This is a genomic window from Streptomyces sp. NPDC001941 (genome assembly GCF_040296945.1).
In the GTDB taxonomy this organism is placed as follows: Bacteria; Actinomycetota; Actinomycetes; order Streptomycetales; family Streptomycetaceae; genus Streptomyces.
In genome coordinates this window covers 46,264-72,996 of record NZ_JBEOYE010000040.1, presented here as the reverse complement: position 1 = coordinate 72,996, position 26,733 = coordinate 46,264, and the positions used below count along the sequence as shown (strand labels likewise).

Here is a 26,733-nt window from a genome sequence, read left to right as displayed (position 1 = left end):
TAGACTCAACTTTGTGTACGTTGGATGAGTCATAGCCCGTGATGACGTGGACGGACCGCGCACGAGGAGGAGAAGACGCACGTGGACGCCGAGCTGACCAACAAGAGCCGGGACGCGATCAACGCGGCCACCGGCCGCGCCGTGTCCGGGGGGCACCCGGACCTCACTCCGGCGCACCTGCTGCTCGCCCTGCTCGAGGGCCAGGACAACGAGAACGTGACCGACCTGCTGGCGGCCGTGGACGCCGACCAGGCGGCGGTCCGGGCCGGCGCCGAGCGCGTCCTGGCCGCCCTGCCCAGCGTCTCCGGCTCCACCGTCTCGCCCCCGCAGCCCAGCCGCGACATGCTGGCCGTCGTCGCCGACGCCTCCCAGCGCGCCAAGGAGCTGGGGGACGACTACCTGTCCACGGAGCACCTGCTCATCGGCATCGCCGCCAAGGGCGGGGCGGCCGGCGAGGTCCTGGACCAGCAGGGGGCCACGGCGAAGCGGCTGCTGGACGCGTTCGAGAAGGCAAGGGGAGGGCGCCGGGTGACCACACCCGACCCGGAGGGTCAGTACAAGGCGCTGGAGAAGTTCGGCACGGACTTCACGGCGGCCGCGCGCGAGGGCAAGCTCGACCCGGTGATCGGGCGGGACCAGGAGATCCGCCGGGTGGTGCAGGTGCTCTCGCGGCGCACCAAGAACAACCCGGTGCTCATCGGTGAGCCCGGCGTGGGCAAGACCGCGGTGGTGGAGGGCCTGGCGCAGCGCATCGTGAAGGGCGACGTGCCGGAGTCGCTGAAGAACAAGCGGCTGGTCTCGCTGGACCTGGGCGCGATGGTGGCCGGGGCGAAGTACCGCGGCGAGTTCGAGGAGCGGCTGAAGACGGTCCTGTCGGAGATCAAGGAATCCGACGGGCAGGTCATCACGTTCATCGACGAGCTGCACACGGTCGTCGGCGCGGGCGCCGGCGGCGACTCCGCGATGGACGCGGGCAACATGCTCAAGCCGATGCTGGCCCGCGGCGAGCTGCGGATGGTGGGCGCGACCACCCTGGACGAGTACCGCGAGCGGATCGAGAAGGACCCGGCGCTGGAGCGGCGCTTCCAGCAGGTGCTGGTGGCCGAGCCGAGCGTGGACGACACCATCGCGATCCTGCGCGGGCTGAAGGGCCGGTACGAGGCGCACCACAAGGTGCAGATCAACGACGGGGCCCTGGTGGCCGCCGCGACGCTGTCCGACCGGTACATCACCTCCCGGTTCCTGCCGGACAAGGCCATCGACCTGGTCGACGAGGCCGCGTCCCGGCTGCGCATGGAGATCGACTCCTCGCCGGTGGAGATCGACGAGCTGCAGCGCTCGGTGGACCGGCTGCGCATGGAGGAACTGGCGCTCAAGAACGAGACGGACCCGGCCTCCCGCCAGCGCCTGGAGAAGCTGCGCAGGGACCTCGCCGACCGCGAGGAGGAGCTGCGCGGCCTGACCGCCCGCTGGGAGAAGGAGAAGGAGGGCCTGAACCGGGTCGGCGAGCTGAAGGAGAAGCTCGACGAGTCGCGCGGCCAGGCCGAGCGCGCCCAGCGCGACGGCGACTTCGACACCGCCTCCAAGCTGCTGTACGGGCAGATCCCCGAGCTGGAGCGGGAGCTGGAGGCCGCCAGCGCCGCCGAGGCCGAGGCCCGCACCGACACCATGGTCAAGGAGGAGGTCGGCCCGGACGACATCGCCGACGTGGTCGGCTCCTGGACCGGCATCCCCGCCGGACGCCTGCTGGAGGGCGAGACGCAGAAGCTGCTGCGCATGGAGGACGAGCTGGGCCGGCGCCTGATCGGCCAGGGCGAGGCCGTGCGCGCCGTGTCCGACGCGGTGCGCCGCACCCGGGCCGGCATCGCCGACCCCGACCGCCCCACCGGCTCATTCCTCTTCCTGGGCCCCACCGGCGTCGGCAAGACCGAACTGGCCAAGGCCCTGGCGGACTTCCTCTTCGACGACGAGCGCGCCATGGTCCGCATCGACATGAGCGAGTACGGCGAGAAGCACTCGGTGGCCCGCCTGGTCGGCGCCCCGCCCGGGTACGTCGGCTACGAGGAGGGCGGCCAGCTCACCGAGGCCGTCCGCCGCCGCCCGTACAGCGTGGTCCTGCTGGACGAGGTCGAGAAGGCCCACCCCGAGGTCTTCGACGTCCTGCTGCAGGTCCTCGACGACGGACGGCTCACCGACGGCCAGGGCCGCACGGTCGACTTCCGCAACACCATCCTGGTGCTCACCTCCAACCTCGGCAGCCAGTACCTGGTGGAGCCCACCACCACCGAGGAGGAGAAGAAGCAGCAGGTCCTGGAGCTCGTGCGGGCCTCGTTCAAGCCCGAGTTCCTCAACCGCCTCGACGACCTGGTGGTCTTCTCCGCGCTGGACCGCGAGGAGCTCGGCCGCATCGCCCGGCTCCAGATCGACCGCCTCGCCCGCCGCCTCGCCGACCGCCGCCTCACCCTGGAGGTCACCGACGAGGCCCTGGCCTGGCTCGCCGACGAGGGCAACGACCCCGCCTACGGGGCACGCCCGCTGCGCCGCCTGATCCAGACCGCGATCGGCGACCGGCTCGCCCGGGAGATCCTCGCCGGAGAGGTCCGCGACGGCGACACGGTGCTGGTCTCGCGGGTCGGCGACGACCTGCTGGTCGGCCCGAAGAGCTGAGGTCCGGGCGGAATCCGGCCACGCCGGGTTCCGCCCGCAGCGGATCGCCGGGCCGGGGCTTGCCAGCCCCCGCCCGGCATGGGAGAGGATGGCGGGAACCGTACGAAGGGAAATTCCACGGTGAGCATCGACCCGTCCTCGATTCCGAATTTCGGGGGCCAGCCCCAGCCTCAGGCCGCAGGACCGGCGCCGGGCCCCGTCGTCCCCGACCAGGACCTGGTCAAGCAGCTCCTGGACCAGATGGAGCTCAAGTACGTGACGGACGACGAGGGTGACCTCGCCGCCCCGTGGGAGGAGTTCCGCACGTACTTCATGTTCCGCGGCGAGGACGAGCAGCAGGTCTTCTCCGTGCGGACCTTCTACGACCGGCCGCACGACACCGAGGACCGCGCCAAGGTGCTCGACGCGATCGACGACTGGAACCGCCGCACCCTGTGGCCCAAGGTGTACACGCACCTGCACGAGGAGGAGGACGGCTCCGCCAACATCCGCCTCATCGGCGAGGCCCAGATGCTGATCGGCACCGGCGTCTCCCTGGAGCACTTCGTCTCCTCCACCGTCAGCTGGGTGCGCGCCTCGATCGAGTTCGACCGCTGGATCGTGGAGACCTTCGGCCTGGAGTCCCCCGAGGACAAGGCCGAGGGCGACGACGCGGAGGCCTGAGCCCCCCCGGCGTTACAGCGCCATCGGGGCGAGCGTGAGCACGTACACCCCGTAGCAGAACGAGAGCCCGGCCAGGGCGGCGGTCACCGTGACCGCCGCCCTCGGCCGGGCTCTTCGCAGTGCGCACGCCAGCGGCAGCAGCAGCGGGAACGCGGGCAGCAGGAAGCGCGGCTTGGACTCGAAGAAGCCGGAGCCGCCGACCGTGATCACCACCAGCACGGCCGTGTAGACGAACAGCGGCAGCGGCGGCCGCTCCAGCGCCAGCAGCACGAAGAGCAGCACCCCGGCCGCCGTCAGCACCATCGCCATGGTGAAGCCGAGGTCCATCGGCCGGGTCAGGATGGTCCGTACGAACTTCAGGGCGCCGATCCCGAAGTCGAACCGGGAGGTCCAGCCGTCCTGCACGGCGAAGTAGCCGCCCAGCGGGTCGCCCCGGCGCACGCCCACCCACAGCACGTACCCCGCCCACCCCAGCGGCGCGATCCCGGCCGCCGCCCACACCCGGCGGTCGGCGCGCCCGCGCCGCCGCCACAGTTCGAGCGCCACCGTCGCGAGCACCGCCGCCACCACCGCGATCCCGTTGGGCCGTGCCAGCCCCGCCAGCAGCGCGAGGACGCCCGCCCAGATCCAGCGCCGGGTCAGCAGCGCGTACAGCGACCAGGCGGCGAACGCGGTCAGCAGCGGCTCGGTGTACGCCATGGACACCACGATCGAGTGCGGCAGCAGCCCCCACAGCAGCACCAGCAGCGTCGCCGTGGGCCGCCCGTGCAGCCGCTCGCCCACCGCGTAGATCCCCCACGCGGCGACGCCCGCCGAGGTCCACGACACCACCAGCCCCGCGGTGCCGCCCGCGATCGGCAGCAGCGTGGTCAGGGCCCGTACGAGCCCCGGGTAGAGCGGGAAGAACGCCAGGTCGGACTGGACCGCGCCGTCCGGCCAGTGCAGCGTGCGGCCGTACCCGTGCGCGGCGATGCGGATGTACCAGTCGGAGTCCCAGGAGGTGGCGAGCAGCGCGCGCGGCGAGCGCCCGACGTGCCACGCCCACAGCGCCAGGGCCGACATCCCGAGCAGCCGGGCGGCGGCGAAGAGCCCCAGCGCGGGGGCGGCCCGGTGCAGCCCGGCCCGCCACCGCGGCACGGGCCGGGCGGGGGTGGGAGCAGGGGCCGCGCGGTCGAAGGTCTCGGCGGACAGGGGGCACCTCCGGGGCCGGGCACGCGTGATCGTTCAAGCAGACAATCTGCTTCTCATACGCGCCGCGCGCGAGCGACACACGCGCCCGGAGGGCCCGCCCGGGTGGAAACCTCCCCGTCAGGGCCCCACCCGGGCGTGTCGCCCGTGACAGGGCCCGCCTCAGGCGCTAGCGATCCCCTTCAGCCGCGCCACCGCCTCCTCCAGCACGTCCACGCGCTTGCAGAGGTGCAAGAAAAACGCACCTACAGGCAACCCGCTCACTAGCTCCTCCTTGAGGGGGCTAGGCGCCCCGTAGACGGCCGGAGCCCAGCGTATTGGGCCCCGGCGTTGCTGGGGGCCTGAGAGCGTCCCCAGCGAACGGGGAGGGCTCCCATGACGACGTTGACCGAAGACCGACCCGCCACGTTCGCCGGCTCGAAGGCTCCCGCACGCGTTGCGGTGCCGTACATGATCATCGACCCCAACGGGGACATGGACATCTACGCTCGCAAGAGCGTCACGCGGAAGGGCCGCGAAGACCGGGAACTCAGCGTCAAGCAACAGATCAACGACGGAATCCGCTGGGGCGAGTGGAACAAGTACCGTCCCCGCTACGTCTGGGTGGACAACGGCATCAGCGGTAGCAAGGACGTGCACCGCCCCGGCTACGACGCTGGGCTTCGCGCCCTTGAGACCAGCGCTACCCGCTGCCTGTGGTCGTACAAGCTGGACCGCTTCAGCCGTAAAGGCGCCTTGGCTGTCCTGACGATCATGGATCGCTTGGACGGCAAGCGGATCTTCTTCGGGTCGGACAATCTCGACACGAGCGAACCGAAGGACCGCCGCATGATCATGTGGCGGGCGGAGGACGCAAAGGAGTTCTCCGACCAACTGTCGGACCGCGTGGCGGATGCGTGGCGGTACTCCAAGGATGAAGGAATCTGGCTCGCCAAGCGTGTCCCCTACGGGCTGAAGAAGGACCCGAAGACCCGGCAGCTCCTCCCCGATGACACCCCTGCGATACCCGGGAAGCCGGACGGCCCCACGAAGGCGGACGTGATCCGGCGCATGATCCGCGAGATTGGCGGAGGAGCTACGGCTCCCACCGTCATTGCCCGCCTTCACGATGACGAGATCTACCCCCGGCCGGGCTACCGGTGGAGCCCGCAGAGGATTTACAAGATCCTTCGCCACCCGGCGTACATCGGGCTTCAGCCGGCAAGCGACTGGGACGACCGGGAAGACCCCGTGTACCGCAACGAGAAGGGGCAGCGCGTTTCGGTCGGCAAGGGTGTGGTCACCGAAGCCCAGCAGCTCAAGGCCCGGAAGGTTGTGCAACAGCGCACAGCGCTCTTCGGCAAGAAGGGCACGAAGCGGGGCGTCCGGTCGGTCGGGCGTCACGAGCTATCGGGCGCAATGTTCTGCTCCGGCTGTGGCCGGACCATGATCAAGAGGGGTAATTCCTTCGGGTGCCCGCACAAGCTCCACGGCGGACGGCCGTGCCTGGCTCCGGCGTCCATCATGGCGAAGTACGCCTATCACTTCGTGTTTCAGGCGTTCGTCAACAGGCTTACGGCAAGCTCCCCTGAAGACCCGCTCCTTCACGCGGTCGCTGCCCGGTGGCTGGACACGCACAGGCCCGACATTGTGGCGGAGCGACGGGAGGCGGAAGAGCGCCTTGAGAACGCGAAGGCTGCCCTTGAGGATCTTGTTGCCGCGAAGTACAAGCGCAAGGAGTTCGAAGGCCCGGCGGCAGAGTTCTACCCGGGTCTCCTCAGCGAAGCGGAGGACACGGTGAGGGCCGCGGAGAAGATGCTCAGCATGATCCCGGAGCCCACGGCCGATATCGGGTACCTGTTGGACGCCCAGACGATCGCAGACGCATGGGAGAAGGCCACCGTGGAAGAGCGGAGGGAACTCCTCTCCCTGGCTCTTGATGGGGTGTGCGTGCGTCAGGCGTTCGGTAAGGGTCGGACGCCTGTGACGCCGGACCGCTTCCACTATGCGTGGACCGGGGCCAAGCGTGTACTTGGGCAAGAGGACGTGGAACTCACGGCGTAGCAAGAGGGCGGTCTTACTCCGGTTCGGGGTAGGGCCGCCCTTTCGCGCAACTGTGACTTGTCATGCACGCGCCATCACTCAGCGGTGAGGCGGGGCGCGGATTGCCCCTGTTTGGGCAGTTACACAGAGTCAGGCAATCTCACACCCGGTCAACATCAGTGACGAAGTGACGAAGTGACGATTAGTTCTAATCCACCCTACGAACCTCCTAAAAAACAATCTGTAGGAGCAACCCGGACCGGCCCGCCACTTCGTCACTTCGTCACCGGGGCCCGCCACGAGCCCCCGCCCGGCCAGTGCCCACCTGGGCAATTCACTCCCTAGATACGGGGTGAGGGCAGGGAGTACCGCGCACCCTTCCGGCTACGCGCCACACGGCGGACTGAGTACCCGCCCTCACTGGCCCACGTGCTCCCCGGTACGGATCTCCGTCCGGGTTCTGAGCCCTGGGCCCTTGGCACGTAGCTCAATTGGTAGAGCACCGGGCTCTTAACCCGGGGGTTGTCGGTTCGAGTCCGACCGGGCCAACTGTGGGCTCCTTGTGATCCCTAGGCGTGGCGGGTAGCTCCCGCGGAATCGCCTGAAGCGGTGGTCGTCTAGCGGCCCAGGACAACCCCGGGCAGGGGTCAACACCGGTTCGAATCCGGTCCGCCGCAAGCTAGCCCGCCTGACCCAATCGGTAGAGGTGCGTGGCCACCCGGCTTGTCCCGGGAGGAAGGCCACAGAGTTCCCGGTTCGAACCCGGGGGCGGGCTCTAGTCCATGCCGTTCGTGGGGGCCCTGGGCCGCCCATCAGTAACCCGCTCCCTTGTGGGGAGTGTGCCGAACGGGGTTGTAAGCCCGCCCAGGTGGAGCGGCATGGACTTCTTCTTGAAGGCCCTACTCGTGCGAGTAGGGAGGGGGTCTCCCGGTAGGGGGGCCATGCGTACGAGGGGGGTGGCTATGCGCACTCGTTGTCTGGACTGCCGGCAGTTCGCCACCCATGCGGGGCGGTGCGCTGAGCACCACCGGGCCTACGAGTCCGGGCGGACTGTGCAGTCCCACCGCAAGAGGCGTGAGGCTATCGCCCGGGGGAACAACGCGGGTGCTCGTCTTCGTGCGGTGCTGAAGCGGACCGGTCGTGGGCAGTGCGCTCACTGCGGTCTGTCCTTCCTGGCATCGGGCATGGACGTGGACCATGTGGTTCCCCTGTCGCGTGGTGGTGAGGACGTGGACGGCAACGTTCAGCTCCTGTGCCGCCCGTGCCACAAGGCGAAGACCCGCGTGGACCTGGGCTACACGGCTCCGCCCTTCTGACGGGAGGGGGAGAGCGGTCCGGAAGTTCCCGCGCGTGCCCGCCGGCGATCCCGGCCCCAGCTCGGAAAACGCGCCCTGGGTGTGGCTCCTTTTTTGAGCTCTGGACGCTGTCTGACCTGGGCAAAGCCCGTTCCGCACCCCTGAGAAAGGCACCCGCTAACGGGGTCTAAACCCGAGTTAGGAGGGTGTCAGGTGACGCGAGCGAAGAGCCCGGCCCAGCGGACCGGCAACCCCTCCGGAGCGGCAGCTCCTGACGCGGCCCCGGTCGTGCACGAGGGACGAGCCCCGCGAGTGCCCAGCCACCTGAAGGCCGGGGGCCGTGAGGTCTGGCGGGCCGTGTGGCAGGCAGGCGGAGGGGCGTACAGCCCGGAGACGGACCGCAACCTGATCCTCCGGTACGCGGAGCTTCACGACCGGCGCGCGGACTTGCTGGACCTGATCCACACGGAGGGCCTTTCCGTCGTGGGGTCCACGGGGCAGCCGGCCATTCACCCGGGGCTCAGGTTCGTGGAGTCCACAGAGCGCGAACTCCGCGCCATCGAAACAGCCATTGGCTTCACGCCCGAAGCGCGGATGCGCCTGGGCATCGTCGCGGCGGAAGCCCGGCGCGTAGCGGCAAGCCCCGCTGACTTCTAGCCCGGGGGGTGCCGCATGTGGGATGGACTTGATCCCGTCATCGCGCGGCACATCCCGGCCGGCGCGGAGGTTCCCTCCGAGGGTCACCGGGTGGCCAACTGGATTGAGAAGTTCTGTGTGCTGACCGGCAGCTTCGCCGGGCAGCCTTTCACGCTCCTGCCGTGGCAGCGGGCTCTACTCGTGGATGCCTACCGCCTTGAGCGGGACAGCTTCGGGCAGTGGCGCCGGGTCCACCGGACTGCCGTGGTCTGCGTCGCGAGGAAGAACGGGAAGTCAACGCTTGCCGCCGGGATCATGCTGTACCACCTTGTGGCCGACCGGGCCGACGCTCAGCGTCAGATCATCGCTGCCGCCAACGACAGGAACCAGGCAAGAGCCGTGTTCGACGCGGCGAAGTCCATGGTCCTTGCGTCGCCCCGCCTGTCTGCTGTCTGCGAAGTACAGCGGGACATCATCCGGTACGCGGACAACACGTATCGAGTGGTCAGCGCGGATGCCGGGCGGCAACAGGGCCTGAACCCGTCTTCGGTCTCGCTGGACGAATACGCCTTCTCCAAGAATGCGGACCTCTTCGACGCTCTGACCCTGGGGTCCGCTGCCCGGAGTCAGCCGATGTTCTGGATCATCAGCACGGCCGGTCCGGACCCTGACGGTCCCTTCGCCCGGCTGTGCACCCAGGGCGAGCGCAAGAACTCCGGGGAGCTTGAGGACCCGACGCTCTTCTACCGCTCGTGGGGCCCGGTCCTGGGCGCCACGGTGGACCACACGGACCCGGAGGTCTGGCGGGCCTGCAACCCGTCCTTCGACATCCTGAACGTGGCGGACTTCGAAGCTGCCTGTCAGCGCAGTACGGAGGCATCCTTCCGGATCTACCGCCTGTCCCAGTTCGTGAGGGGCGGTAGCTCGTGGCTGCCTCACGGCCTGTGGGACTCCCTTGCCGTGGACGACGAACTCAGGCCCGGTGACGCCGTGGTCCTGGGCTTCGACGGGTCATGGAAGGGCGACTCCACGGCGTTGGTCGCTGCCCGCGTGCATGACCTTCGGGTCTTCGTGCTGGGCCACTGGGAGGCCCCGGCCGATGACGCGCACTGGCGGGTACCCATGGCGGACGTACGGGACGCGCTCCGCTCCGCACTGGCCACGTACACGGTGCGCGTGCTCGTGGCGGACCCGTACCGCTGGGAGGAATCCCTTGACCGCCTTGAGGCGGAGGGCCACCCGGTCGAAGCGTTCCCGACCAACAGCCTGAAGCGGATGATCCCGGCGACTCAGGCCGTGTACGACGCGGCCCGGGACGGCCGGCTGAGCCACGACGGGAACCCGGCGTTGGCCCGCCACATCGGCAACGCCGTACTCCGGGAGGACCGGCACGGCGCACGCATCACGAAAGAACACGCGTCTTCCCGCCGGAAGATCGACCTTGCCATAGCCATGATCCTCGCCGTTCACGGTGCGGTGCTGTGGCGTGAGGACAACCCCGGCCTGATAGACGCGCCAATCCTCGCCACCTGGGAGACCGGGGGTGAGGTCTTCGCCTACGGGGGTAGCGCGGAGTTCTTCGACGATCTTTAGCCCGCCTCTGTGCGCGGGCACGGGGGTGAGATCGTGGGCTTCTGGTCTGCACTGTTCAAGCCCCGCGCTGAGTCGCGGGCCGCCTGGGAACCGGCGGGAGAGCTGTACCCGTACCCGGGTGCGGTCTCCTCCGCGGGGCAGCGGGTGAACGCCACCACGGCGCTTCAGGTGTCCGCGGTCTTCGCGTGCATCCGGCTTCTGTCGGAGACGATCGCAACGCTTCCCGTGGCCACCTACTCACGTCGGGGCGGTGCCCGCCGGGAGATTACCTCCCCGCTGTGGCTGGACTACCCCACCGCGGAGCCGGGCGGGCTGGGCCGCATCGACCTGATTTCTCAGCTCGTGCTGTCCCTACTCCTTGAGGGCAACGCCTACTTGGCCGTGCGCTGGGCGCCGGACAACACGGCAATCGTCGGGCTGGACGTGCTGGACCCGTCCCGGATCACCACGCACACGGTGATGGTGGACGGCAGCCGGCGCAAGGTCTTCGAAGCCTGGGACGTGGACGCGGACGGGAACGAAGTAGCGGTTGGCTACTTCACCTCCCGGGAGATCCTGCACATCCCCGGGATGATGCTGCCCGGCGACACCACCGGCGTGAGCCCCATCAACTACGCCCGGGAGAGCATCGGTCTCGCGCTCGCTGCCCAGACCTACGGCTCAAAGTTCTTCGCCAACGGCGCCGTGCCCTCCGCCATCGTGGAAGTCCCCGGCGCCATGAGCGAAGAGGGACTCACCCGCGCTCGCGAAGCGTGGCGGTTGGCGAACTCCGGACCGGAGTCGGCTCACCGCGTTGCCCTGCTGACGGAGGGCGCGAAGTTCTCGAAGGTCTCGCTGAGCCCGGACGAAGCCCAGTTCCTACAGACCCGGGCCTTTCAGGTGCCGGAGATTGCGCGCATCTTCGGCGTACCTCCGCACCTGATAGCGGATGCGTCCGGCTCCACGAGCTGGGGCAGCGGCCTTGCCGAACAGAACCAAGCCTTCTCCATGTTCAGCCTTCGGCCGTGGCTTGAGCGCATTGAGGCGGGCTTCACCCGGCTCCTGTTCGCGGAGACCGCGGACCGCATGAAGTTCGTGAAGTTCTCGCTGGACGGAATCCAGCGGGGCGCCCCGAAGGAACGCATGGAGCTGTACTCCCTGGGCCTTCAGAACGGGATCTATTCGATCAACGAAGTCCGGGCTTCTGAAGACCTTGCACCCCTGCCTGACGGCCTGGGGGACACCTACCGCGTGCCGCTGAACCTGGGCGACGTGTCCGCCGAAGACGAGCCCCCGACACAGGACACCACTCCGGAGCCGGAGCCCCCGGCGCCGGACGAGACGAACGAGGGGGACGAAGACGATGACGGAGACACGGAGCCTGACGAGTCCGGCTGAGATCCGGGCCCAGGGCGACGGGTTCACAGCCCGCGGGTACGCCTACCGCTTCAACGAGCTGAGCCACGATCTGGGCGGCTTCCGCGAGCGCATCGCGCCGGGCGCCGGTATGGCGTCCCTTGAGCGCAACGACGTGATCGCCACCTTCAACCACAACGTGGATCAGGTGCTTGGCCGGCGCTCGTCCGGAACGCTCCGCGTGGGCGAAGACGACGCCGGGGGTTGGTACGAGATTGATCTTCCCAACACGAGTACCGGCCGGGACCTTGCCGAACTCCTCAAGCGCGGGGACGTGAAGGGCAGCTCCTTCACCTTCCGCGTGGGCAAGGGCGGGCAGCGCCGGGCGGGTACCGACGCGGAGACCGGACTCCCTGTCCGGGAGATCACAGAAATGGACGTGGCGGAGCTGGGCCCGGTGCTGAACCCGGCCTACCCGACCACCGACGCGGCACTTCGGTCCATTGGGGCAGTGCTGGGCGTCGAACTCCGCGCCGCGAAGGCAGACGACGACGAGCCGAGCGAAGAGCTGGACGAGTCGCAGGAGACCACGGACGAGCCGGCCGGGGGGCCGGACGAGCCGGAAGACCACAAGAACGCGCGTGCACTGTTCCGCGCACTCATCACCACGGGGGGAAACACAGATGGACGCAACGACCCTGAGCGCGAACTTCACGGCGCGCGAGAAGGCGACGAACGAACTCCGCTCGCTGACTGAGGAGTTCGCGGGCAAGGCCATGGACGCGGAGTCCCGGGCCAAGGAGACCCGACTCCTGGAGTCCATTGCCGACTACGACGGTCGGATCAAGCGGGGCATTGAGGTACTGAAGTCCGGCGAGAGCGTGAGCGCGCTCATGCAGGGTCTGAAGGGCACCGGCTCCAAGAAGGAGACTCAGGACAAGATTGCCCAGGCGGCGGAACAGCTCCGCTCGCTGAAGATCAACGAGGGGCTGACCTTCGCCCCGGAGGCCCCGGAGTCCCGGGCCATCGACACGAAGACCAACCCGGGCAACACCGTGATCGCCCGAACCCTGTACGGCCGGCTTCTGGCCCAGGCAATCGAGCGGTCCACCATCATGCGCGGTGGCGCCACCATCCTCACCACGAGTTCCGGTGAGCCCATGGACTTCACCGTTGTGACCGGCCGGGCGTCCGCGTCCATCGTGGGCGAGAGCGCTGCTGTCCCTGAGTCCCAGCCGACCACTGTGCAGCGCAGTGTTGGCGCGTTCAAGTACGGCTACGCGTCCACCCTGTCCACGGAGTTCGTGCAGGATCAGGCCCTTGATCTCGTCTCCTTCCTGGTAGGCGATGCGGGCCCGGCCCTGGGCGACGGCATGGGTCGGCACTTCCTGACCGGCACCGGCACGAACCAGCCGAAGGGCATCATCACCGCGGCTTCGCCGGCGACCGCCACGTTCACCGCGACCGCGAAGGACGCGACCGTTTCGGACGCGCTCATTGACCTGTACTACGAGCTGCCCAGCTCCTACCGGGGTGCCGCGGCCTTCGTCGTCTCCGACAAGGTGGCGGCCCAGATGCGCAAGTTGAAGGACGGTCAGGGTCAGTACCTGTGGCAGTCCAGCGTGATCGTGGGCGGGCCGGACACCTTCAACGGACGCCCGGTCCTGACCGACGTGGGCGCCCCGGACAACAAGGTGACCTTCGGTGACCTGTCGAAGTACACGGTCAGGCTCGCGGGCCCGCTCCGTGTCGAGCGGTCCGTTGATCTCAAGTTCCTCAACGACCAGATCGTTTACCGCTTCCTTCAGCGGGCGGACGGTCTCCTTGTGGATGAGCGTGCCGTGAAGGTCCTGACCGTTGGCGGTGGCGCGTAACAGCGCCGCATGACCGGGCCCGGCCTACTCGCGCGAGTAGGCCGGGCCCCTGCCCAGGGGGGACCACATGTCATACGCCACCGTGGACGAACTCCGGGCGCTGGACGGGCTGGGGGACACCCAGCTCTTCCCGGACACCACGCTCAGCGAAGCCATCGACTACGCCGTTGAGACGGTCGAAACGTACTGCGGACGCAAGTGGGAAGGCGTCGATGCTGCGCCGGAAACCATCCGGTGGTGCGTCCGCAAGATCGCACGGGCCTACTGCCTGGATCTCGTCTCCCGCATCCCGGACCGCGCCCTTCAGCTTCAAAGCGAATTCGGTTCGATCCAGCTTGCCCAGGCGGGCGGGAACTGGCGGCCCACGAGCCTGCCGGAGGTCAACGCTCAGCTCAACCGGTACCGGGTCAGGCTCCCGTTCTTCTTCCTGTAGGGGGCTCCCGTGCCACTGATCTTCGACGCGAAGGTTGCGCTCTTCGAAGCGCTCAAGGGGCTCGTCCCCGCCGGGGTGCAATGCACGTTCGCGGAGACCGGACAGTCCGATCGTCGGCAACAGCTCTGGCTAGGTGCCACCACGGACGAAGAGCTTGAGCCCGCCGGGATGCGCGCCGGTCCGCGGAAGCCCACGAACGTCACCGGCTACGTGGAAGCCCACGCGGTGGTGATTGTCCCGGGCGATCCGATCGGCGCGGAGCGGGGCGCCTACGTCCTCCGGGACGTGGTGGCGGACGCCTGCCGGGCCGTGGACCGGGCGAGCGTCGCCGGCCTACTCGACCTCCGGCCGGAGTCATCGACCGTCGAAACCGCAGAGACCACAGACGGGGCGTACTCCGCCCTGACCGTCCGCGTGAAAGTCCGCGGACGCACCACAACCTAGGGGGACCGCATGGCGCTGGACGCTGCCATTGGCATCGGAGAAGAGGCGACGTACGGCACCGCGCCTACGTCCACCATCGGCTACGAGGGGAAAGCCGACTCGTGGAAGGTGGCCAAGGAGTTCATTGAGTCCGTCGGCTTCCGCCGCGGAATGCAGACCGCCCGCGCGGACCGCCGGAACATCGTCCAGATGGGCGGGGAGGGGGAGCTTGAGGTTGACCTCCTGGACGTGGGCGCTGCCGCCCTCTTCCGGGCCGCCTTCGACAAGCACAGCTTCACGGACACCGGCGCCTTCCGGACGCACGTCTTCGAGACTGCCGCGTCCAGCGCTGCCCCGTCCTTCACGGCTCAGATGATCCGCCCCGCCATCGACGGGACGAACGTGGCCTATCGGCACGTGGGCTGTGTCGCCACTGAATGGGAGCTGACCGCCGAGACGGAGAACGCGGTCACCCTGAGCGTGTCCTTCGACTTTCAGGACGTGTCCCACACGAGTACGCCGGCTCAGGCGCTGCCCATCGACTACCCGGCCACGGCCCGCCCGTACGACTGGACCCGCACGGCGGTCACCCTGACCCGGGCCGGAACTCCGGTCCCGCTGGACGCGGGCAAGCTCTCCCTCACCGGGGACCTGGGCCTGAAGACTGACCGCCGGTTCCTGCGGGCCAACGCCCTGAAGAAGAAGCCCGTCAGGGCAGCCGTGCCGACGTACGAGGGTGAGCTTGAAGGGGAGTTCTCCGCGGACTCCCTGAAGCTCTACGAAGCGTTCGTTGCTGGTGAGGTCATCGGCTTCCGGTCAGACCTCACGGGCCTCACCGCGGGCACGTCGCTCAAGATCGAATGCCCGGCAATCCAGTTCACCGGGGAGTCCCCGGAGGCGTCCGTTGACGACGTGACCGTTCACACCCTGCCCTTCCGGGTGCTGGACCCGGGCGACGGCAACCCGGCCATCCGCCTCACCTACGTGGAGCCGAAGCCCGTAGCACCGCTCAAGGCAATGGCCACCCCAGAGAAGGGGTGAGGGCATGGCCCGCACGAGCGCCTTCACGGTCCGCGTCGCGGGCATGACGGAGCTACAGAAGAACATCCGGCGCCTGAAGAGCCGGGACCTGAACAACGCGGTGCGCGCGGCGAACAAACAGGCTGCCGACGTGGTCAAGCCAGAGGCGGAGTCAACCGCCCCGAAGGGCCGCCGGGACGCGAAGTCCAGCAAGCGCTACAAGCCGGGAAAGCTCGCGAAGTCCGTCAAGGTCACCGCCTCCGCGAAGGGGGCCCAGGTGAAGGCGGGCTCCGCCGCTCGCGTCCCGTACGCGGCAGCCGTGCACTTCGGCTACCCGAAGCGCGGGATCAAACCGAACCGCTTCCTGTTCAGGGCCATGGCCCGCAAGAGCGCCGCGGTATCCGAGACCTACGAGCGCGAGATCAGCGCCGTGGTCCGCCAACACCTTGAGGGGGACTAGATGGCAAAGAAGCCTGCCGTGGGCGGTGACCTGGGAGAACTCCTCTCCCTGGATCTCAACAGCCTGACGATTGACGAAATCGACATCATCGAAGAGGTCACGGACGCGCCGCTTGACGAGCTGCGCAAGCCCGGCCGGCGCCGGGGCCCGATGCTGCGAGCCATGGCCGTGGTCCTCAAGCGCCGGACCGATCCGGACTTCTCGATTGAGGACGCCGGAGCCCTCCGCCTTGAGTTCAAGGGCAAGGCGAAGCCGGACCCTACCGTGCCCAGCGCGTAGTTCTCTGCGCCCGGCTCGTGGGCCACTTCCGTGGCATGACCTGGGCGGACGTTCGGTCCCTGCAACTACGGGACTTCAACGCGCTGGTGGACCAGATGGCTGCCGACATTGAGCGGCAGAACAAGCAGAACCGACGCACGCAACGGGGGCGCGCGTCCGGGAGCACGGGGGAACGGCGCACGCCGGTCATGACGTAAGGGGGCCGGTGTGGCGAAGCCTGTCACGATCACACTTCTCGGGGACGAGTCCGATCTTGCAGCGTCCCTTGAGCGGGGCGCCGCGGACGTTACCGCCTTCGCGGATCAGGTGGAGGCAGCGCTCCGGGAGGCGACCGAAGAGGCTGCCCACCTGGGCGACGCGGTGGCCGAAGGCGCGAACGACGCCGGGCAGGAAGTCAGCTCCTTCGGGGAGCGCTTCGGAGGAGCGGCCCTTCTCGCCGGTGCGGCCATCGGCGCGGGTCTCGCTGCCGGTATCAGCGAAGCACTGGATCAGGAGAAGGGCAGTGATCTCCTTGCCGCCCAGGTAGGCGCCACACCGGCCCAGGCCAAGGAGCTGGGTGAGGCAGCCGGTGAGGTCTTCGCGGCCGGCTACGGCGAATCCGTCGCGGACGCCAACGAAGCGCTCAAGGGCCTGTGGCGCGAAGGACTCGTTCCCGCGGACGCCACGGCGGACGAACTGGCGAAGGTCAGCAAGACCGCCATGGACGTGGCGGCAGTCCTGGGCGACGACGTGGGGCCCGTCTCGGCAGCCGTGGGCCAGATGCTCAAGACCGGCCTAGCGAAGAACGCCAAAGAAGCCTTCGACATCCTCACCGTGGGCGCCCAGAACGGCGCCAACAAGGCGGAGGATCTTGCCGACACCTTCAACGAGTACAGCGTTCAGTTCGAGCGCGTTGGGCTGGACGGGCAGACGGCAATGGGCCTGATCTCCCAGGCACTTAAGGCCGGTGCACGAGACAGTGATCAGGTTGCCGATGCCATCGGACAGTTCGGAGAGAAGGCCGTTGCGGGCGGCACCGCCGTTGAAGACGCCTTCAAGTCCATCGGTCTGAACGCGGACGACATTGCCGCGAAGATGGGCAAGGGCGGCAAGTCTGCGGAAGAGGCGTTGCGGCTTACGCTCAACGCACTTCGGGGCACGAAGGACGAGACCGTTCAGCTCAATGCAGCGGCAGCCTTGTTCGGTGACCCGGCCAACGTCATGGGCAAGTCGCTCTTCGCGCTGGACCCGGCAACAGCGGCAGCGTCCAACGGCCTTGACAAGGTTGAAGGGGCGGCAGCGCGGGCCGGCGAGACCATGCACGACAACGCGGCAACGAAGCTGTCCGCCTTCTGGCGCGGTCTCCAACAGGGCGCCGTTGACGTGATCGGCGGGGAGGTCATCCCCCGACTCGAAGCGCTCGCAACGAAGTTCGCCCCCGTCGCCCAGGCGGCGGAGACCGTGATCACGGGCGTCATCCTGCCCGCCCTGGGAGCCCTCAAGGACGGGACAGAAGAAACGTTCCGCTTCGTTGAGAACAACAAGGGGATCTTCACGGTGGTGGCCGGGGTGATCACGGCCATCCTCCTCCCGGCAATCGTCGCGTGGGGCGTCACCTCCGTACAAGCGGGCATTGCCAACGTGACCGCCTGGGTCACGAGCACAGCCACCGCGACCACAAGCGCAGCATCACAGGTGCTCTCGCACTGGGCCGTGGTCGGGGGCTGGCTCAAGGCGGCCGGACAGGCAGTGATCTCCGCTGCCGTGGTCGTCGGCTCGTGGATCGCCATGGGCGCCCAGGCAGTCATACAGGCGGCCCGCATGGCGGGTGCGTGGTTGATCGCCATGGGTCCGGTGGGCCTGATCATCGCTGCCGTGGTCGCTCTCGCGGCCCTGATCTGGGCCAACTGGGACAAGATCGTCGGGTGGACAACCCAGGCGTGGGACTGGGTGTGGGGCAAGATCAAGCAAGTCTGGGACTTCCTGGTCACCCTGTTCATGAACGCCACACTCGTGGGGTTCATCGTCCAGCACTGGGACGCCATCAAGGCAGCCACCGGGGCCGCCTTCGATTGGGTCTGGCAGAAGATCAAGGGCATCTGGGACACCCTGGTTCAGCTCTTCCTGAACTTCACCGGGCCCGGCCTGTTGATCAAGCACTGGGACACGATCAAGCAAGCCACCGCGGACGCGTTCGCCTGGGTCTACAACAAGGCGCGCGACGGGCTCAACGCCGTGATCGAGTTCTTCACCGGACTCCCGGGCCGCATCCGCGACACGGCCGGCAGCGTGGCCCGCTCCGCGCTGGGCATCGGCGGTTCGATCGTTGACGGACTGAAGGACGGGCTCAGCCGACTGGGTGGCTTCGCCTCAAGTCTGGCGTCCTCCGTGACCGGCGCTGCCAAGGGCGCCATCAACGGCGTGGTGGATCTCCTCAACTGGGCCATCCCCAACAAGTTGGGCTGGGGCGCCCTGTCCATCGACATCCCGGACAACCCGATTCCTCACGTGCGCGCCATGGGCGGACCGGCCCAGGGCCTGACCCGCGTGGGCGAGCGCGGACCGGAATGGGTGTCCCTGCCCAGCGGATCAACGGTGATCCCCAACCACGCGGCTCCGTCGGGGGGCGGAGTCGTGGTCAACGTCCGCACGAGCGCGGACCCGTGGGCCATCGGGCGGGAAGTCGCCTGGGCCCTTCGCACTGCATGACCGCCCTACTCGCGCGAGTAGGGCCAAGGGGGGATGGACATGGCGGAGTTGGGAGACTGGACGGCCGAATACGCCGGTCTCGTCATGGGGGAGCCCGACTCCGCCATATCCATCGTTGCGGTTGACGGGCTCGTGTCCCTACCGGACGTGAGGTCATCGGACCTGACCCTTGTGCAACAGCACGGCCAGTATCCCGGGGATGACTACATGGGGGGCCGGGCGGTGACGCTGACCCTTGAGGTCTACGGCGCCACCGCCGACGAGTTCGCCCAGGCCCTGGGGAAGGTCTACGCCGCGTTCGCGCCGGCCGGGCCGGAGAGACCACTCCGCTTCAGGTTCCCCGGCCTTGCCGCGGGCCGGACGGCCTTCGTCAATGCGCGACCCCGAAGGCGCTCCGGGCCCATGGATCTGAACTTCGCCAACCGGGTCTGCAACATCGTCGTGGAGCTGTACGCCACGGACCCGCACATCTACGGGGACGAGATCGTAAGCCTGAAGCTCTCCTCCCCGTGGGCAGGCAGCAACCCGAAGCTCCGCTTCGTCTACCCGGGCTCCGTGCCCGCGCTCCCGGTGATCACGCTGGACAACGCGAAGGACTGTGTTCTCAAGGACGAGATCACCGGCCTGTTCTTCGGCATGGTCCCGCTCGCCGGCGGCATCACGATCAACAGCCCGGCCCAGCTCGTGACCGGCACGGCGACCGGCACGGAGTTCAACGACCGGATCACCCCGGGCTCAGTGTGGCCTGAGTACGCCTTCGGGGAGCACCGGCTCAGCCTGTCCAGCGGTGCGGCATCACGAGCCACGGAGGCAGTCCTCACGTGGCGGAACAGGTGGGTGTGATGGGCGCGAAGTACGCGGTCCTTCAGACCAACGCGAAGACCGGCAACGTGGTGACCCGCCTGCCCATCACCGGCCTGACCTTCACGCACACCCTCAACGCGGCCGGGACCGCATCGGTCGGCATCCCGCTCTTCGCGCCGGAGGCTGACCCGGCAGTCCTGAGCCCGGGTATCAGCGGGCTCGTCATCACCCGGGACGGGGTACCGGTCTGGGGCGGGATCATCTGGACCGCCTCCGCAGACATAGCGGCCGGGACGCTGACCCTGGGGGCCTCCGGCTACCACTCGCACTACAAGGGCCGGGCCTTCGTCACCGGCTGGACCGCCCGCACCGTGGAACAGGTGGACCTTCTGAAGTCGTGGTTCACGTACTTCAACGCGGACAACGGCATCGGCACCGTGACCGACACCCTCACCGCGACCGGCGCGAAGCGCACGGCCGTGTGGACCCGCTACGAGCTGAAGAACGCGGGGGAGGCGATCGAAGAACTTGCCGACAACGTGAACGGCTTCAACTTCCGCTACGTGCCGTACTGGGTCACCGCGGGCAAGAAGGTGGGGCACCGGTTCGTGATGTCCAGCCGGGCCGGCTCGTCCACGCGCACCCTGACGCACCGGGTCAACGCGGACGTGACCCGGGTGGGCTACGACTCCACGGCCCTGAGCACGGTGGCCTACGCGACCGGGGCCGACAAGGGCAACGGCGAACGGCTCGTTGGCATCTTCGAGAACCACGAGCTTGCCGCCCGGATGCCAGAGCGCATCGCCATCGGCTCGTTTCAGGACGTGAAAGAGACAGCCACGCTCGTGGGCAAGGCCCAGGCGCTCATCAACGCCGGGTCCGCTCCGGCAGCCATTCCAGAACTCACCCTCTACCCGGGCCAGTACGGTCCGCTGGACTTCGTGCCCGGCGACTACGTGGCCGTGGACGCGGACGCGGGCTACGTCGCCTTTTTGGACGAGTTCGCCGTGACCGAATGCGCCACGACCGTGGACGCGAACGGCACCGAATCTATTCGTCTCGCCCTTGCGAACAAGGAGTTGTTCATCAATGCCAACGCAAGCTAACGCCCTGCCGCCCTCTTTGGTGAACGAGATTGCGGAGGTCAAGCGCCGGCTCTCCGCCGTGGAGCGGGCCCCCGCGCCGGTGAACAAGTTCGACCGGTACCCGCAGGTTGAATGGGCGGCCCAGGGGCGCCCGGCGGTAGGCGGGAACATCTGGTCATCGGTCAGTATCGCCAACGTCACCGGCCTGACCTTCGACCGGGTGGAAGTCAAATTCATCACCGACTTCCTTTCGACCGGGAAGCGAGAAGCCGAAGTTCGTCTTGCGGCCTTCCGGCACACCGGCAAGGGCGAGCGGGAGATTGTCAGTGCCTCCGGGGTTCTGAACCTCACCGGGGACACGGAACGGCTGATCGGCTCCGTGGTCATGCGCTGGGTCCACGGCATTCCGTACGGCTGGGACTATGCAGCCGATACCACGATTTACACGATCGAACTTCAGCACCGGTACAAGGTCGGCCCGGAGCATCCGAAGGGCCAGACGATCTATGCGATTGCGGCGCCGGAGGGCAGCCCGACGAATGACAACATTCTGAACTGGGGCTACGAACAGGATGCCGGGGGCAAGTGGTGGTGGGTTCCCACCTACCGGCAGGGAAGCCCGTGGTCCCCGGACTTTGTGACCGTCCCGAACTGGGATGAGGGGTCCTACAGCATTTCGAACATGCACTACTGCGTGGGGCTGCCGGCCGAACGCATTCCGGAGGCATCGGCCAACGGCTGGGCCTGGGTCAGGAACTCCGGATCAAAGTGGCTCCGTGCTTCCGACATCACGGAGCCGTACTTCTTCGTCTAAGGGGGCTGCATGGATCTGGCCCGACTCTACGGGTCCGCTGAGATCGTCGCCCCGCTCCTTGTGTTCATCGCGTTCTCGCTCAGCCGGTGGAAGACCGGTATGCGCGAAGCGTGGCGGACGGAGGCGGAAGCCTTCGCGAGCAAGGCCCAGCGGCAGGCGGACGAGATCGTTGAACTTCGCCGTGAGGTGAAGGAGCTGAGGCGGGAGAACCAGGAGCTTCGCGCCCAGGTGGCTGAACTCCTGGCACGCCCGTAGAACCGACCGGAGGGCGCCCCCTACTCGTGTGAGTGGGGAGGCGCCCCCTTTGCATTTCCGGGGGGAAACGCATGACCACACCACTGCCCACAGAGATCCCGACCGTACGCGTCCACGGCCAGTACCGGGGCCCGGACGGGCGAGCGCTCGCGGGAACCATCACCTTCACAGCGCCGGGACTCCTGACCTTCCCGGCCAGTGATCTGTTCATCGGCGGGCCCGTCGTGGCGACACTGGACGAGACCGGCGCCTTCTCCGTCACCCTGCCCGCCACCGACGCACCCCAGATGAACCCGTCCGGCTGGGCCTGGGCGGTCAAGGAGAACCTTGCCGGGATCATCGGGAGCCGGTCCTTCGCGCTACTCCTGCCGAAGGCCGTGCCGGACATCGACCTTGCCGACGTGGCGCCGGCAGACCCGACTACGCCCAACTACGTCCCCGTGCCGGGCTCCCAGATCCTGACCGGCAGCACAGTCCCGGCGGCATCCCTGGGACTCAGCGGGGACTTCTACACCCAGTACGACGTACGGACCTTGCTGGGCGTCACGCACACCACCGTGACCATGTGGAAGAAGACCGCGGGCACCTGGGCCAAGGTGGGCGGAGACATCCGCGGATCTCAGTGGTTCGTGAACACGGCGACCACACCCAGCACGGATGCGAAGCCCGGAGACATCCTCCTTCGCTCCGACACGGGCGACATCTGGCAGCGGGGGGCCTCCGGGTGGGGCTCGTCCATCGGCAACCTGAAAGGACCGAAGGGCGACGCGGGCACGCCGGGCGCACCGGGCAGCAAGGTCTACGCCTTCGCCAACGGGAGCGAAGCCTCCGGCGTTGGCGTGCCGGACGACTTCGCCATTCGCACGGACACGGGCACCCTGTACCAGTACGTGGCCGGTACCGGCTGGACGAGCAAGGGCAGCATCAAGGGCCCGAAGGGCGACACGGGAGCCACCGGAACCCAGGGCCCGAAGGGCGACCCCGGCAACGGCTCCGTCAACTCCGTGAACACGAAGCTGGGACCGGACGTGGTGCTGACCGCCGGGGATGTGGGAGCGCTGCCCGCCTCCGGAACTGCCTCCCTGAACGGCACGCTGAAGCTCACCGGGGCCGCGGGCACCTACCGGCACGTGGGCCTTCAGTCCGCCGGAGTGGACCGGTGGCAGATCCAGTTGGACGGGACCGCGGAGAGCGGCGGCAACGCCGGTTCCAACGTCCGCATTTCGGCCCGCGACGACGCGGGGGCAGACCTGGGGATCTCGCTCTTCCTGAACCGGGCCAACCGCCGGGTGGGAGTAGGCACGCTCTCCTTGCTCGGAGACTCGTGGATCACCTCCGCCGGCGCCATCGGAGCCCGGGACCTGACTGCCGACCCGGCAGCCGGAACCGGAGGCGTCCAGCTCTACGCGAAGGCAGGCAAGCCCTACGTCATGCAGGGGGACGGCACGGTCATCGACCTGTCCGCCACCGGAGGCGGAGCGGTGACCAGCGTGCAAGGCCGGACCGGAGCGGTCACCATCACGGCTGCCGACGTGTCCGCGCTCGCCACCACAACCCGCGGAGCGGTCAACGGGGTTGCCCCGCTGGACGGAACGTCGAAGGTCCCCACGGCCAACCTTCCGGATCTCGCCGTACCGGACGTGTGGCAGCCCGCAGACCTGGGCCTGAAGGCGTGGGCCTTCGACCCGGGAACGGCCCTGTCCACCCCGGCCTACACGGGCAACGGCAGCCTACGTTTCACGGCCGTGGTGATCCGCGAGACCACGAGCGTCAGCAAGATTGCCTTCCACTTCGGGGGCTACTCGGAGAAGTTGACGGCAGGGTCCTGGGCAGCGATCTACACCACTGCCGGAGTCAGGCGAGCGACCACGGCGGACATGGTGGGTACGGCCGTGGTTCCGGGAGTCCACAACGCGGGCGGGGCAACGGTCGGGGCGAACCTCACCGCGAGCGTCAGCCTTGCCCCCGGCGTGTACTACATCGCGTACGTCTTCCGCTACGCCGCTTCAGATGGGCCGATGCTCCTTCAGCTTGAGAACGGCTTCGGCGCACCGCCGAACGTCTTCGGGCTCAACGGGATCAAGCGCTTCGGCGTGTGGAACGGCACGGTCGCCACCACGGCCCCGGCCAACATCGACCCGGCGAGCATCGACAACGGGGCCAACCGCTTTTGGGCGGGGCTGGGCTAGGCCCAGGCAATCCACCCCCCAGACCCCAGGTGAGAACACAGCCCCCGTCCGGCTTCGGGCGGGGGCTTCGCATCTGAGGGGGATGAATGCAGCTCGTGACGCGCGCCCAGTGGGGCGCACGCACTCCCGACAACGGGCACACGGCGGTAGCCCGGAACCGGGGCGTCAAGGTCCACTACCTGGGCAGCCCGTACACGGCCGGCGACCATGACACCTGTGCGCCGTACATGCGCAAGATTCAGCGGGATCACATGGACGGCAACGGCTGGGCGGACTTCGCCTACAACTTCGCGGTCTGCGAGCACGGCGTTGTGTTCGAAGGCCGGGGCCTGAACGCCCAGAACGCGGCCAACGGCAACACGACCCTGAACAGGGACCACTTCGCGGTTGTCGCCTTCGTCGGCAGCTCCGGCCACACGAAGCCGACCGACGCACAGGTTCAGGGCATCAAGGACGCGATTGCCTACCTGCGGGCCCACGGCGCCGGGGACGAGATCCGCGGTCACCGCGACGGGTACGCCACCGACTGTCCCGGCCCGGCCCTGTACGCGCTCGTGAAGTCCGGAGCCCTTGAGCCCGGAGGCTCGAAGCCAGACCCGGAGCCCGCGGGCTTCGCCCCGTTCCCGGGAGCCACGTGGTTCAGGAACAACCCGAACAGCGCGCTCGTGACCGCCATGGGCCGCCGGCTAGTAGCGGAGGGATGCTCCGCCTACACGGAGGGGCCGGGCCCGCGCTGGACGGATGCGGACCGCCGGTCCTACGCGAAGTGGCAGCGCAAGCTTGGCTACTCCGGCTCCGACGCGGACGGGTGGCCGGGCCGGACGAGCTGGGACCGGCTCCGCGTCCCGAAGGGCTGACCGTCACCGCCGGTACCGCTCAGCGCTCGCGCGTGGACCAGCTGGCCCACGACGAAGCGCGCACCATCACACACAGCAATCAACAGGGGGAACACCATGGAGTTCATCAAGACGCACCCGGCCCGCATCTACGCGGTAGTGGTCGCCGCGCTCGCACTCACGGCGCACTTCGTGCCGTCGCTGCCGTCCGCTCTCATCCTGGGAGTGGTCGCGGCCGTGCTCGGTACCGGTGAGGCGGTCCAGCGCGTGGAGAACGGCAAGACGGTCAGCGCCTACGCGGGCCAGTACCGGCCGTAGGCAATCGGCACCCCAGACCCCCGGCGAGAACACTTCACCGAAGGGGACTGGGATGACGTACCGACACATCGCACTCATGGGCCGGGCCGGGTCGGGCAAGGACGAAGTGGGCCGCCGGCTCGTCCGCTCCTGGGCGTACACGCGGGTGGCCTTCGCTGACCCGCTTCGGGAGATGGCGCTCCGCGTGGACCCGGTGGTCAAGTACGAGCCCGCCGGGTTCGGCCCGGTCCCCGTCCGGCTGAGCAATGTGGTCAACCGCTGGGGCTGGGAGGAGTCGAAGCGTCGAAGCCCGGAGATCCGGCGAACGCTTCAGCGCATGGGACAGGCGGTCCGCAAGCATGACCCCGGCTTCTGGGTGTCGCTCGCCGTGGACAAGGTGGCCGTTGCCGACGTGTGGAACCTGCCCGTCGTGGTCACCGATCTGCGCCACGTCAACGAAGCCGAAGCCCTCAAGAACCGGGGCTTCACACTCGTCCGGGTGATCAGGCCCCAGGCTCCCGCGCTGGGTTCCAACGCGGCCCACGTGAGCGAGACCGCGCTAGACGACTACCCGGCAGACCTCACCGTGTCGAACACGGGCACGCTCTCTGATCTGCACTGTTCCGCGGATCAACTCGTTCAGTACCGCTGATTTTCAGCCCCTCACCCTTCACCGGGTGGGGGGCTTCAGTCATTTTCGGACCCTACTCGCGCGAGTAGGGAGAACTGGCCTTTTCGCTGGGCCGGTTGGGTGTACCTTCCTTCTCGAAAAGCCGAGCAAGGGAGCACCTGACGCCCAGCGTCGGCACGAGCTGAAGGAAGAAGGACCCCGTGGCAAACACCCCTGAGAAGACCACCGACCCCGACCAGACCCCGGCGCTGTGGGACGACGAGACCGAAGCGCTGATCTCCCAGAGCGCCGCCCAGGTTGAAGAGGGCTTGGCCCTGGGCATCGAACTCCGGAACCTGGGACGGGAGGTGTCGCACGCTCAGCTCAAGATGCGCATTCGCACCCCGCACCCGAAGACCGGACTCCCGGATCTCCTTGCGTCCGGCGGCCCGGCTCAGCGGCAGGCACGGGAGATCTACGACCGGGTGGAGAAGAAGATCTCCCCAGATGATGAAGAGCGCTTCGCGTCGCTGGACAGCCTGAAGAAGGCAACTTACAACCGCAACTCTGACGTGCTCGTGGAGTGGCTGCGGGCCTTCGACACGACGGAGGGGGACGAAGCCCTTGAACTGGCCCGTGACCTGTTCCCCGGCGTGGCCACCCGTCACGAGAAGGCGAAGGCGAAGGCGAAGGACGGTCAGGTTCCCAGCCTGACGGAGGAGATCTACAAGGAGTACACGAAGGCCGGGGTCACCCTGCCGCGCAAGGGCAAGACAGAGCTTGACCGGGAGTACCGGGAGCGCAAGGCCGTTCAGGCGGCAGGCGGCAAGCTGAGCGATGACCAGGAAGCCCGGCTCACGCCGTTGGCCCGGGTGACGAGCTACTTCGACGCCATGACTCATGACCTGACGAAGACAGAGAAGAACGTGGCAGCCCTCACCACTGCCCAGAGGCGCAAGGCGAAGGCCCGGCTTGAGGAGATTGCCGCGGAGGCGCGGAGGCTCGCGGACAGCCTCTGACGCTCCACGCCACCCAGCACGCGAAGCCCCGTCGGACCCCAGCGGACCGGCGGGGCTTCGTCGTGGCCGGCGGTGGTGACGAAGTGACGGAACGAAGGTCTTTCTCTGTTCCGCCCATGGACCAACCAACACCAGTACATAGGGCTTCAACCGGCACCGGGCGCCACTTCGCCACTTCGTCACTGCCGGGGCAATCCACTCCCCAGACCCGTGGTGAACCATCCACCACGAGCCCAGGGGGGCCCGGC

25 protein-coding genes and 2 tRNA genes are annotated in these 26,733 nt (G+C 68.2%); 26 read left to right on the top strand and 1 reads right to left on the bottom strand.

Features of this window, described 5'->3' with window-relative positions; all coding sequences use genetic code 11:
• The first annotated feature begins 81 nt into the window (after positions 1–81).
• A complete protein-coding gene (gene clpB / locus ABT160_RS25295; protein WP_351650074.1) occupies positions 82–2,667 on the top strand; it encodes an ATP-dependent chaperone ClpB in 2,586 nt (861 codons plus the stop codon).
• A gap of 120 nt (positions 2,668–2,787) precedes the next feature.
• Positions 2,788–3,330: a type III secretion system chaperone family protein gene (locus tag ABT160_RS25290; protein WP_351650073.1), complete on the top strand. Its 543-nt coding sequence runs from the start codon at positions 2,788–2,790 to the stop codon at positions 3,328–3,330.
• 12 nt (positions 3,331–3,342) lie between these two features.
• Here ABT160_RS25290 and ABT160_RS25285 read toward each other — a convergent pair whose 3' ends face one another.
• Positions 3,343–4,467 carry a putative hexosyltransferase gene (locus ABT160_RS25285; protein WP_351650072.1) on the bottom strand — a complete coding sequence of 375 codons (1,125 nt, stop codon included), beginning with the start codon at positions 4,465–4,467 and terminating at the stop codon, positions 3,343–3,345.
• 426 nt (positions 4,468–4,893) lie between these two features.
• Here ABT160_RS25285 and ABT160_RS25280 point away from each other — a divergent pair, with 426 nt between their 5' ends.
• The 24 genes from ABT160_RS25280 (at position 4,894) to ABT160_RS25165 (ending at position 26,485) form a co-directional block, all read left to right on the top strand.
• Complete coding sequence (locus ABT160_RS25280) at positions 4,894–6,561, top strand: recombinase family protein (protein ID WP_351650071.1); 1,668 nt, start codon at positions 4,894–4,896, stop codon at positions 6,559–6,561.
• Positions 6,562–7,016: 455 nt separating this feature from the next.
• A tRNA-Lys gene (locus ABT160_RS25275) sits at positions 7,017–7,089 on the top strand.
• A gap of 57 nt (positions 7,090–7,146) precedes the next feature.
• Positions 7,147–7,217 (top strand) — tRNA-Ala (locus tag ABT160_RS25270).
• Between the two features lie 105 nt (positions 7,218–7,322).
• Positions 7,323–7,856 (top strand): HNH endonuclease, encoded by a 534-nt coding sequence (locus ABT160_RS25265; protein ID WP_351650070.1) that lies wholly within the window; start codon positions 7,323–7,325, stop codon positions 7,854–7,856.
• 291 nt (positions 7,857–8,147) lie between these two features.
• Positions 8,148–8,492 carry a phage terminase small subunit P27 family gene (locus tag ABT160_RS25260; RefSeq protein ID WP_351650069.1) on the top strand — a complete coding sequence of 115 codons (345 nt, stop codon included), beginning with the start codon at positions 8,148–8,150 and terminating at the stop codon, positions 8,490–8,492.
• Positions 8,493–8,582: 90 nt separating this feature from the next.
• Positions 8,583–10,064 (top strand): terminase large subunit domain-containing protein, encoded by a 1,482-nt coding sequence (locus ABT160_RS25255; protein ID WP_351650068.1) that lies wholly within the window; start codon positions 8,583–8,585, stop codon positions 10,062–10,064.
• A 144-nt stretch (positions 10,065–10,208) separates the two neighbouring features.
• On the top strand, positions 10,209–11,441 hold the full coding sequence (locus tag ABT160_RS25250) for a phage portal protein (protein ID WP_351650067.1): 1,233 nt from the start codon (positions 10,209–10,211) through the stop codon (positions 11,439–11,441).
• The gene (locus tag ABT160_RS25245; protein WP_351650066.1) at positions 11,407–12,156 is read left to right on the top strand and encodes an HK97 family phage prohead protease; all 750 of its coding nucleotides are present in this window, start codon (positions 11,407–11,409) and stop codon (positions 12,154–12,156) included. The genes ABT160_RS25250 and ABT160_RS25245 overlap by 35 nt, the downstream gene beginning before the upstream one ends.
• On the top strand, positions 12,083–13,273 hold the full coding sequence (locus tag ABT160_RS25240; RefSeq protein WP_351650065.1) for a phage major capsid protein: 1,191 nt from the start codon (positions 12,083–12,085) through the stop codon (positions 13,271–13,273). Before ABT160_RS25245 ends, ABT160_RS25240 begins: the two co-directional genes overlap by 74 nt.
• Before the next feature lie 67 nt (positions 13,274–13,340).
• Positions 13,341–13,706 carry a hypothetical protein gene (locus ABT160_RS25235; RefSeq protein WP_351650064.1) on the top strand — a complete coding sequence of 122 codons (366 nt, stop codon included), beginning with the start codon at positions 13,341–13,343 and terminating at the stop codon, positions 13,704–13,706.
• A gap of 9 nt (positions 13,707–13,715) precedes the next feature.
• Positions 13,716–14,150: a hypothetical protein gene (locus ABT160_RS25230; RefSeq protein WP_351650063.1), complete on the top strand. Its 435-nt coding sequence runs from the start codon at positions 13,716–13,718 to the stop codon at positions 14,148–14,150.
• A 9-nt stretch (positions 14,151–14,159) separates the two neighbouring features.
• Positions 14,160–15,170: a phage tail tube protein gene (locus ABT160_RS25225; RefSeq protein ID WP_351650062.1), complete on the top strand. Its 1,011-nt coding sequence runs from the start codon at positions 14,160–14,162 to the stop codon at positions 15,168–15,170.
• A 4-nt stretch (positions 15,171–15,174) separates the two neighbouring features.
• The gene (locus tag ABT160_RS25220; protein WP_351650061.1) at positions 15,175–15,609 is read left to right on the top strand and encodes a hypothetical protein; all 435 of its coding nucleotides are present in this window, start codon (positions 15,175–15,177) and stop codon (positions 15,607–15,609) included.
• Positions 15,610–15,888, top strand: coding sequence for a hypothetical protein (locus tag ABT160_RS25215; RefSeq protein WP_351650060.1), 279 nt, complete (start codon positions 15,610–15,612; stop codon positions 15,886–15,888).
• 207 nt (positions 15,889–16,095) lie between these two features.
• Complete coding sequence (locus tag ABT160_RS25210) at positions 16,096–18,576, top strand: phage tail tape measure protein (protein WP_351650059.1); 2,481 nt, start codon at positions 16,096–16,098, stop codon at positions 18,574–18,576.
• 39 nt (positions 18,577–18,615) lie between these two features.
• A complete protein-coding gene (locus ABT160_RS25205) occupies positions 18,616–19,419 on the top strand; it encodes a phage tail family protein (protein WP_351650058.1) in 804 nt (267 codons plus the stop codon).
• Entirely contained in the window at positions 19,398–20,486 is a 1,089-nt protein-coding gene (locus ABT160_RS25200; RefSeq protein ID WP_351650057.1) for a hypothetical protein, read from the top strand. The genes ABT160_RS25205 and ABT160_RS25200 overlap by 22 nt, the downstream gene beginning before the upstream one ends.
• A complete protein-coding gene (locus tag ABT160_RS25195; protein WP_351650056.1) occupies positions 20,470–21,279 on the top strand; it encodes a hypothetical protein in 810 nt (269 codons plus the stop codon). Before ABT160_RS25200 ends, ABT160_RS25195 begins: the two co-directional genes overlap by 17 nt.
• A 9-nt stretch (positions 21,280–21,288) precedes the next feature.
• Entirely contained in the window at positions 21,289–21,534 is a 246-nt protein-coding gene (locus ABT160_RS25190) for an MreC domain-containing protein (protein WP_327254090.1), read from the top strand.
• A gap of 71 nt (positions 21,535–21,605) precedes the next feature.
• Positions 21,606–23,723 (top strand): hypothetical protein, encoded by a 2,118-nt coding sequence (locus ABT160_RS25185; RefSeq protein WP_351650055.1) that lies wholly within the window; start codon positions 21,606–21,608, stop codon positions 23,721–23,723.
• An 86-nt stretch (positions 23,724–23,809) separates the two neighbouring features.
• Entirely contained in the window at positions 23,810–24,580 is a 771-nt protein-coding gene (locus ABT160_RS25180) for a peptidoglycan-binding protein (protein ID WP_351650054.1), read from the top strand.
• Between the two features lie 96 nt (positions 24,581–24,676).
• Positions 24,677–24,877: a hypothetical protein gene (locus ABT160_RS25175; RefSeq protein WP_351650053.1), complete on the top strand. Its 201-nt coding sequence runs from the start codon at positions 24,677–24,679 to the stop codon at positions 24,875–24,877.
• Positions 24,878–24,929: 52 nt separating this feature from the next.
• Positions 24,930–25,508, top strand: coding sequence for a deoxynucleotide monophosphate kinase family protein (locus ABT160_RS25170; protein WP_351650052.1), 579 nt, complete (start codon positions 24,930–24,932; stop codon positions 25,506–25,508).
• A 179-nt stretch (positions 25,509–25,687) separates the two neighbouring features.
• Positions 25,688–26,485 carry a hypothetical protein gene (locus ABT160_RS25165; RefSeq protein ID WP_351650050.1) on the top strand — a complete coding sequence of 266 codons (798 nt, stop codon included), beginning with the start codon at positions 25,688–25,690 and terminating at the stop codon, positions 26,483–26,485.
• Positions 26,486–26,733 lie beyond the last annotated feature (248 nt).